8 protein-coding genes are annotated in these 8,962 nt (G+C 46.2%); 4 read left to right on the top strand and 4 right to left on the bottom strand.

The window, feature by feature from the left end:
- The first annotated feature begins 365 nt into the window (after nt 1-365).
- The 4 genes from HWQ67_RS08760 (at nt 366) to HWQ67_RS08775 (ending at nt 4,748) form a co-directional block, all read left to right on the top strand.
- Nucleotides 366-1,538 (top strand): DUF262 domain-containing protein, encoded by a 1,173-nt coding sequence (locus HWQ67_RS08760; RefSeq protein ID WP_218252305.1) that lies wholly within the window; start codon nt 366-368, stop codon nt 1,536-1,538.
- A 277-nt stretch (nt 1,539-1,815) separates the two neighbouring features.
- Nucleotides 1,816-2,583 (top strand): DUF169 domain-containing protein, encoded by a 768-nt coding sequence (locus HWQ67_RS08765; RefSeq protein WP_425340713.1) that lies wholly within the window; start codon nt 1,816-1,818, stop codon nt 2,581-2,583.
- Between the two features lie 63 nt (nt 2,584-2,646).
- The gene (locus HWQ67_RS08770; protein ID WP_255317184.1) at nt 2,647-3,687 is read left to right on the top strand and encodes an LptF/LptG family permease; all 1,041 of its coding nucleotides are present in this window, start codon (nt 2,647-2,649) and stop codon (nt 3,685-3,687) included.
- Entirely contained in the window at nt 3,684-4,748 is a 1,065-nt protein-coding gene (locus HWQ67_RS08775; protein ID WP_218252308.1) for an LptF/LptG family permease, read from the top strand. The genes HWQ67_RS08770 and HWQ67_RS08775 overlap by 4 nt, the downstream gene beginning before the upstream one ends.
- A 54-nt stretch (nt 4,749-4,802) precedes the next feature.
- Here the strand turns inward: HWQ67_RS08775 and HWQ67_RS08780 are convergent, their stop codons facing one another.
- From HWQ67_RS08780 to HWQ67_RS08795, 4 genes are all read right to left on the bottom strand, one after another.
- On the bottom strand, nt 4,803-5,033 hold the full coding sequence (locus HWQ67_RS08780; RefSeq protein ID WP_218252309.1) for a DUF2283 domain-containing protein: 231 nt from the start codon (nt 5,031-5,033) through the stop codon (nt 4,803-4,805).
- A gap of 5 nt (nt 5,034-5,038) precedes the next feature.
- The gene (locus HWQ67_RS08785; RefSeq protein ID WP_255317185.1) at nt 5,039-5,233 is read right to left on the bottom strand and encodes a hypothetical protein; all 195 of its coding nucleotides are present in this window, start codon (nt 5,231-5,233) and stop codon (nt 5,039-5,041) included.
- A gap of 233 nt (nt 5,234-5,466) precedes the next feature.
- Nucleotides 5,467-7,506, bottom strand: a complete 2,040-nt coding sequence (locus HWQ67_RS08790; RefSeq protein WP_218252310.1) for a methyl-accepting chemotaxis protein — start codon at nt 7,504-7,506, stop codon at nt 5,467-5,469.
- A gap of 5 nt (nt 7,507-7,511) precedes the next feature.
- Entirely contained in the window at nt 7,512-8,828 is a 1,317-nt protein-coding gene (locus tag HWQ67_RS08795; RefSeq protein WP_218252311.1) for a formate/nitrite transporter family protein, read from the bottom strand.
- Nucleotides 8,829-8,962: the final 134 nt, after the last annotated feature.

Raw genomic sequence — 8,962 nt, forward strand, 5'->3', positions numbered from 1 at the left:
AAAACTGTCAAGAGCAGTAGAACCAGGGCACAATGCATAAGGCTCTCGCAATTTTCATGGGCGGGGGCGAATAGTGCTCCTATTCATGAAGGTTTAACCGTGAAATAAATTTTACCCTTTTTTCCTTGCCCCTGACTGGCGCTGAAACGATCATCCCCCTGAATGCCCTCTGGCGCAATCGCTCAGGGCATATGTACGTCAGAGGCACGAGGTGTACGGGGAAAAGTACGTCTATTAAAAACATCTACGGATTATAGCATAAACGAAAAAAAAGATTGACAGCAATCATAAGATTTTGTTAGTCTTAAAGGAGGAAAAGCAGCAGATAACAATATTTAGGTTAATGGCTATGCCAAGGAGGAAAAATGCCTGAAGCTCTATTAGAAGAAGCAACCAGCAATGGTGCAGAGCAAGAGGTGCTTTTTGAGTTTACTGACACCATAAGTGCTGAAGATTACATATATATAGATGGCGTCTTTCCAGAGAAAAGGAGAGTTTTTGCCCAGGCCTACGATAAAGGTATTTCTGAGTTGGTAAGTCAAATTAACGAAGATATTCTATTACCACATGATTATGAAAACAATTATACTTGGAACGACCAAAAAGCTTCTCTCTTAATAGAGTCAATCCTGTTGAATGTTCCCATACCTCCAATATATGTGGCCGAGGATGAGGATGAGTATGAGGCTGAAGATGAAAAATGGAATGTTATAGATGGTCTTCAGAGACTTTATTCGCTAAAAAGATTCTTTTCAAATAAATTCAAGCTATCTGATATGGAAGTCTTTACAGCCCTAAATGGACGTTACTATAAAGACCTTGAAAATAGATATAAAAAATCAATAGACTATGGTCTTATTCGTATAATAGTTATATTCAAGGAATCTCACCCTGATGTAAAATATGATGTTTTTATGAGGCTCAACACCGGCTCTCTAAAACTCCATCCACAAGAATTACGAAATCGTTTATATAGAGGTAAGTTAAATAAACTAATAAAGGAGTTGAGAAACAATAAGCAGTGGATGGATATTCTTGGGCTTAAAGGTAAACACAAAACAATGGCAGATGCCGAACTTGTCTTAAGATATTTGGCCATATCTGAGGCTATAGACAGAAGTACGTTTGACCTCAAAGATTATCCTGGCTCAATGAAATCATTTCTCAATATTTATATGAGTTCTAAACGAAATCCAAAAGAAGAGGAACTTGCGCAAATTAAAGAAAAATTCATCTCAACCATAGACAAGGTGTTTTCGGTATTTGACATCGAGGCGTTTAGAAAGATTAACGTTAAGGGAATTTACGATAAAACGCTAAACAGAGCGATAATGGATACTGTCATGGTCTGCTTTGAAGCTCATGACAAGACAGTTTTAGTTCAGCATAAGAATGAAATAATAAAATTGCTCACAGAGTTAATCCATACCGATAAGTATTTCTCTGATAGTATCACTATTGGCACATCAAACAAAAAAAGTATTGAATATAGACTTAAAACATTTTGTACAAAGCTCAACAAAATATTGATCCGTTGATATGCCTATAGTTTTTGAGGCACTAAATGAATTTAACAGTATAGCAAATTTCGATTGGATTAAATACAGAATATGTGGCATTTTTACGGGGTCAAGGGGACTGGTCCCCTTGCGGGGGGTTCTGAAGGGGGGCGGAGCCGCCCCTTTCTTTCTTGTATTGCACACAATCGAAACGCGCTATAATGTACAGAAATAGATCGTGTATTTGTCATAATATTGGATTTTCACAAAACAGGAGGTAAGAATCTTGGATTATAAAGATATACAACACACCCTTATGGAAGAGTTAAGGCTTATGCACTATCCCATTGCCGTAAAGTTTATTTTTGATGATGCGGAACTTGATGATTTCAAAAACAATGTTTCACATCATATTTCCGTTCATCCCATAACATTCTGCCAATTCGAAATTGGCCCGAGGATGAAAGGACAGACGATATTAGGGACAAAAGAGACGCTTGGCTGCATAAACGCTCGCTACGTGTTTGGATGGAAACCATTAGATGATACGGAGATCAAAAGTCATCTGAAATATGCCAAAGACAGAGAACAAGCCGAGCGATTCATAAAGGCCAAGCCGCGTCTGTCGGAAGGGCAACTGAAGGCCTTTGTCGTTTCACCGCTTGCCGATTCGTATTTCCCCCCTGACGTCGTTCACCTGTATTGTGACAATATGCAAGCCTACCACCTGGTTGTCGATTATATGGCTGCCATGGACGTGCATCCGCTAAGACCGGCTCTTACCATGAACTCGTCGGCTTGCGGGGGGTGCGTATTTGCTTACAATGAAAACACGCTAAATATGCTAACGGCGTGCAGCGGCAGCTACAACTCAGGAAAAACCGAACGTGGTGAGATAAATGTCATGATCCCCGGAGGACACATAAAACCGGTAACCCGGAGATTACTGGACAGAAAAGAGCACCAGGGAAGCTCGTCGGTTACAAGACCGGGTGATTTATTCCCCGGTGCAGACGTCTGCAAGAACTGCGGCCTGATAAGTTTCATCAAATCAAAGGATCGCAAGAATCCACCAAGTGACTGATAAATATCCCGGACAGTCTCCGGAGGGATTGGGACAATCATAAGGACCATAGACAGGTACATACTGCGGGAGTTGTTGTGGTCGCTCCTGTTGAGTCTTGCGGCATTCAACGTAGTCCTGATGATGGAGCGCGTGCTGAAATACAGCCTGATACTAAGCGGGGTGGGGGCCTCTACGCTTGACTTTCTGGAGATCATCATGTATGTGCAGCCTCAGTTGTCGCTGCTGACCATGCCGATGTCGTTTATGACAGCGGTGCTGTTCACCTACGGCAGACTCAACGTTGACAGCGAAATCGTCATACTCAGGGCCGTGGGCATGTCCTTTGGGCAGATTGCAAGGCCGGTGTTGATCCTTGGGTGGATGTGCTTTCTGCTGGTCGGGTATACGGCCTTTGTCATCAGTCCGGCAAGCAGCAAGACCTTCAGGAGCAGACTCATACAGATTATCGCCACCAAGTCCCCCATGGCCATCGAACAGGGGGTCTTCTACACGCTGATCAAGGACGTCGTGGTACTCGTCAAAGAAAAACGTTCAGCGACATCCATAAGGGACATATTTATCTACGACAAACGCAATAAAAAGAACTCATGGGTAATCTTTGCAAAGGAGGGCAACATCACCACCTACGACAACATGAGTGTCGGCTTTACGCTAAAAAAGGGTGAGATATTCCTACCCTCCGCACAGACGCTTACAAAGCTGACCTTTGACACCTACAACATGACTGTAAGCATGATGCCCCAGGTCAACTTCAGCGTCAGCGAGCTGACCCCATCGGAGCTTCTTCAACGGGCCGAGGGCAGACAGGGCGAAGAACGCCTCCAGCTCTACATCGAGTTTCACCGACGCTGCACCCTGCCCCTGATGGTCCTGGTGTTGAGCATCCTGTCACCGGCCCTGGCCCACCTCCTTGGCAAAGGGGGCAGACTGGCAGGGTTGAGCATCGCCATGACCATCTTTGTCCTCTACTACGGCCTCCTGGTCTACTGCGAAAAGCTCATCCGCAACGGCAAACTCGTCCACTTCCCGGGCGCCTGGATACCTCTGGCATTGACGCTCGGTCTATCCCTGTATCTGTACGGGAGGGCACACAGGCGATGACCATTATAGAACGCTACTACATAAAGGAATGCCTGCTGGTCTATCTCACGATAATAGTCGGACTGACAGCGCTGGTGAGCGTCTTTGAGGTCATAGACAAGTACGACAAGCTCATGAAGTACCACCCGCAATACACGGAGATACTAATGTACCTGTCGTACACGGCGCCCAAGTACGTCCGGTACCTCCTGCCGATGGCGGCGCTGATTGGCACCCTGTTGGTGTTTGGTCAGGCAACGAGGTTTAACGAGCTTATTGCCATCAAGAGCACGGGGACAAGCATGAAGCGATTATTTATGCCGTTTGTCGTCATCAGCGTGATACTTGCCGCCATGGACTTTGCTATCGACAGTTTTATTGCCAGTCCCTTTAACTTTAAGGCAAACAACCTCCTGTACAGGTTAAAGCACAATCACAACAGGAATATCTTTAAGACCACCAACATATGGTTTCTGGAAAAAAGCGACACCATTGTAAACATCGGCCAGTACTTCCCCGACAAGGGGGTCATCAAAGACATCACCGTCTTTGTGGTTGACGGTGGCCGTCTCACGCAGATGTACACCGCCGGTACGTCGCTCTATAACGGCAGCACCTGGGTCCTGTCCGATGTCACCTTCTACGACCTGGTAAAGATGACCTCCTCAGGGGCCAACGACATCTCCGTGGAGAAGATAAACGCCCTGAGCATCTACGACGAAGACGTATCCACGGCAGATGAGATGTCCTTTTTCGACCTCGTAAGCTACAACAGGCACCTCAAAAGCGCCGGCTACGACAACCAAAAGACACTGGTAGACCTGCACGCCAAGCTCTCCTATCCCTTTACGGTCATCGTCATGATGCTTGTCGCCATCGCCATTGTCACACGGTTGAAGATGGGTTCGGGTACGATCAGCGTTGGCATTGCCATAGCCGTTGGGCTGGTGTACTGGATATGCTTTGCGCTGTCTCTGTCGATGGGATACTCGGGAATGATACCGGCATTTATCGCATCCTGGGCCGTACCCGCTACATTCATAGCCGCAGGAGGCTACCTGTTTCAAAAGATGCCGCACTAGACCGGTAAGATTCACTATCTCTGCAGGACTACCCCCCGGAAAATCCTGGAGACATTACTGTTGAGCAGATGTTGAAAGAACAAGTCTTTTGATGAGTGTACTTGAAACCTCTAATTCTGAAAGTGCAAGGTTTCTGCTCGCATGATCAATATCAATGCCAACTACATGGTTGTTCTCATCAAAATCCACAACAATCCCAGGTGCAATCTCCAGGGATTGGACACTCGTCTTTTCGCTAAGATCAATATAAAGAGAATCGGTATCCTTATAATAGTTCAGTTTCATTTGCATTACTCCTTAAATCGCCCATCTATAAAGGCGTTATGTATGGTTACACCATCCTCAAGGGTGACAACCCTAAGATACTTATCGCCTACCTTACCCCAAAGACGAATCCTGCCATCAGACTGCTCCTCTCTTCTTACTGGATTGGCAATGACCTCTCTACACATCTCTACCGTGAGGTAAGGACGCTTTCTCAGCACTTCATTCTTAAAATATTCCGTTAATATCTAAAAGTAACTCCCTTCCTATTACTGTAACTATTTTTTTGTATCCTCTTTATATTTCATGGTAACTATACTTTTACGCATCCTGGATTCCTGGTCAAGCCAGGAATGACACAATTGGAAAACGGCGGTAACTGCCATTCCTGCGAAAGCAGAAATCCATATCTTTTACCGTGAAATAAAAATTACCCTGCTTTTTTAAGAGGATACTATTTTTTGTCCAACAACCTGCGCTGTGGTGCCTTGGTGCCCTGCGTTAGTTTGCCCCCTCTGCTGCCCCCTCTGCTGCCCCCTCTGCTGCCCCCTCTGTCTACGTCACATACGGTTATGAAACCATCAGTAGAACTCTTTAACTCCTGAGCACCCTCCAGCATCCGGTTTACGTTGTCCATGATCTCACCAGACTCGGCTTCCATTTCGGTTGCTATTGCCGTTGTCTTTTCGGTACTCGTTACTATATTGGCTGCCGTTGCGGATTGCTCATCAACAACTGTGGCTATTTGTATAATTTGCTCTTGAACAACCTGTACGGCTGTCAGGATATTGTTCAGGGAATTACTGACCTCCTGCATATACTCCGTGGCCTTTACAACCCCCATGGAGGCCTCCTCCATTGAATGAGTCGTCCGCTCAGACTTGGAAAGTACCGTGTTTATCTTGGCAGATATTTCGGTTGTTGCCTTCTTTGTCTTCTCAGCCAGCTTTCTGACCTCATCGGCCACTACGGCAAACCCGCGTCCCTGCTCCCCCGCCCTGGCCGCCTCAATGGCCGCATTGAGCGCCAGGAGATTGGTCTGATCCGCTATGTCGTTGATAACCGTCACTATTCCCGATATCTCCCCAACACTGCCGTTTAACTCACCTATGATACTTGACAACCCTACCGTGGACTTGTGAACCGTGTTGACCGTGCTTACCGCACCATCAACTATATCCTTGCCCTTGATCGCTATGTCCATGGCATGGGTGGAGGTCTCCGACACCTGAGAGGCGTTTTTGGCTATATCCGTGATGGTGTCACTCATCTGTTCTGCCGCCTGTGCTACCTGGGTTGCCTGTGAGTGTTGCATCTTTATACTCTGAAAGGAGTTTTGCACCTTGCCCCTGACCGTATTCATGGTCTCTATTACACTGTTAGTTGACATTATGGTATTGCTTAAGACCTCGTTTAAGGACTGAACCATTTTGTTCATATCCATGGCAAGTCTGCCGATCTCATCCTCTCTGTGCAGGTCTATCTCTACGCAGACGTTGCCTTTGCTTACCTCCCCGGCCAGATAGGCCATGTCCTCTAATGGTTTTAGTATGGTCCCCTTTAATATGGTATAGATAAATATAGTCATAACTAAAAAAACTATAAACACCACCGCAAAGGCTATGGCAGCACTCTTAAACACCTCATCGTCAACATCCTTGTCGGGATATGCAGAGACAATGGTAAACCCCCACTCTGCAAACGGTCTTTCAACCACTGTCCAGTTCTTATCCTTTGTCTTTAATATCCTGTCGATTTCGTCATGACTTGCGTGCTTAGACTGAAAACGAATCTCCCCGATACTGTCAACCACTGCCAGAAAACCGTTCTTGAGCAGCCTTACATCCGACACCACGTCCTCCAACCCCTTGAGGGTGGTAACCTTATAGCCTACGTAGTAGATGCCAATCGTATTGTTGCCCTTGTCCTTTATTGGTGCATAACCGGTTATGTAGGGCTTTCCAAGTATGTCAACCTGCCCATAAAAGGGGTTGCCTGCCTGTATGCTTTTAATGGCCTTGCCCTTGGGGTCAAGGATGGTGCCAATTGCCCGTGAGCCGTCGTCTTTTTTGACGTTTGTGGATATCCTCACAAAGTCGTTACCGCTCTTGACGAACAGCGTGGCCGTCCCTCCCATGGTCTTTGCAACCTCATCAACGATCTCAAAGTGATTTGCCTGCGACTGCTGCCCAAACAACAGATCAGGCACGGACTTGTCAGCCACCTTGGCCGTTCCAGCCAGGGATGGTTCACCTGCGGCAGCGGTCTTGGCGATCAACAGCTTCATCGACCTCTGTACCTCCTCCGACATGAGGCTATTTATCGTAGAGAGAACCTCTGACACCATAGAGGATGTGTGCCCTACCTGGGCATTCACCAACTCGTTGGTACGTGCCTTAACAGTCCCTATGATCACAACCAGCAACACAGCTGTTACCACCAGCATCAGCGCTAAAATAGGAACTATAAACTTAAATACCAGTCTCTTGCCCATAGACATTACCCTCCTTTTACCTGTTCCTGATTCTTTATTGAGTGGACGAAGGCAACCAGTTCAGCATTTTTCTCCGATGTAAGGTCGGTAAATTTTATCGACCTCCCCACGCCTGTTGTGTTTACATCTTTCATATTGACATCAATTATAATGCCCGTAAGGCCCGAGACCTTTTGCTCGCCTGATGCAATATCAAAGACAACCCTCTCCAGCATTCGGGGAAGATGCCCCTGCTCCTTGCGGAGTCCAAACCGATCAAGTTCTACAACCGGATGAAGGACACAGAATAGCCCTCCCTCACTTATATCCTTAAGCTGCCCGCTGACAACGTTTGAATCAAAATTAAAGGAGATAAGACCTTCCATCTTAAATCGCTCGTGCTTTCTTCTACCTTTCTCTATGAGTTTTTTCAATACTTCCTGTTGATTGTCGGCATTTAAGAGATTACTGCGGTTATACACAACCCAGTACATAAATCCAACCATAAAGCCGCCTAATGTATTTCCAAGCGAGACGGTTGAGAGGTTCACGATAAAGAGATTTCCCCATGTGAGATTGGCAAAATCACCGGCTGCTTTACCTGCCTTAAGCCAAAAGTCAGCATCTGCCCCCGATTTTATAAAGATACCAAGCGGGATAAAATACATGTTTGCCACACAGTGCTCAAACCCCATGGCCACAAAGGCAGTGATGGGAAAGATAATCCCGCTTATCTTGTCCACCACGGTGCGCCCCGAAAAGCAGAGCCAGATGGCAAGGCATACCAGTACGTTACAGTAAATTCCCTTAAGCAGACCCTCCCAAAATGGAATGTTACATTTTACATCGGCTATCTCTAGCGCCTTGAGTCCAACGAGCCCGTCCATCAACTTAAATTGCCCGCTCTCATAGATCAAGTAGGCCGTAATGATTGAGCCAATAAAATTACCAACATAGACGATAAACCAATTCCTTAACACCAACTTGGCCGATACCTTCTTACTGGCAGCCGCCATGATTATCAGGACATTGCCTGTAAAGAGTTCAGCGCCGGCTATCACAACCAGGATTAGTCCCAGGCAGAAGACCAGTCCGCCAACCAGCCTTAATATTCCGCCGGGGAGCTTAATTGCCCCACCGGCACCATTGCCTGTTATCACCGTAGTAAAAAACGCACTGCCCAACGCTATGAATGCACCCGCCATGATTGACAGCATCATCAACGTGTACCAGTCAAGGTTGGCCTTGATAACCCCAACATTTTCAGCCTTCAATGCTATCTCTTTTGGCAGCAGATTATCCACTACCGTAGGTTGACTACCAACTATCTTACCGGTTGCCATACTCGTTTAGACCTCCATTTTGATATAATATCTATTATGCCACAACGCTACTGTAAAAAGACACTTTATAAACCGGTAGGGTGCATAAATTTTTGGTGGAAAATGGATTCCTGCTTTCGCAGGAATGACAGTTA

Source organism: Candidatus Magnetobacterium casense, from assembly GCF_019173545.1.
Taxonomy (GTDB): Bacteria; Nitrospirota; Thermodesulfovibrionia; order Thermodesulfovibrionales; family Magnetobacteriaceae; genus Magnetobacterium; species Magnetobacterium cryptolimnobacter.

What these genes read in the sequence shown, in the direction of transcription:
- HWQ67_RS08760 (WP_218252305.1), top strand. Translation starts at nt 366, where the DNA reads ATGCCTGAAGCTCTATTAGAAGAAGCAACCAGCAATGGTGCAGAGCAA.
- HWQ67_RS08795 (WP_218252311.1), bottom strand. Translation starts at nt 8,828, where the DNA reads ATGGCAACCGGTAAGATAGTTGGTAGTCAACCTACGGTAGTGGATAAT.
- HWQ67_RS08765 (WP_425340713.1), top strand. Translation starts at nt 1,816, where the DNA reads ATGGAAGAGTTAAGGCTTATGCACTATCCCATTGCCGTAAAGTTTATT.
- HWQ67_RS08775 (WP_218252308.1), top strand. Translation starts at nt 3,684, where the DNA reads ATGACCATTATAGAACGCTACTACATAAAGGAATGCCTGCTGGTCTAT.
- HWQ67_RS08790 (WP_218252310.1), bottom strand. Translation starts at nt 7,506, where the DNA reads ATGGGCAAGAGACTGGTATTTAAGTTTATAGTTCCTATTTTAGCGCTG.
- HWQ67_RS08780 (WP_218252309.1), bottom strand. Translation starts at nt 5,033, where the DNA reads ATGAAACTGAACTATTATAAGGATACCGATTCTCTTTATATTGATCTT.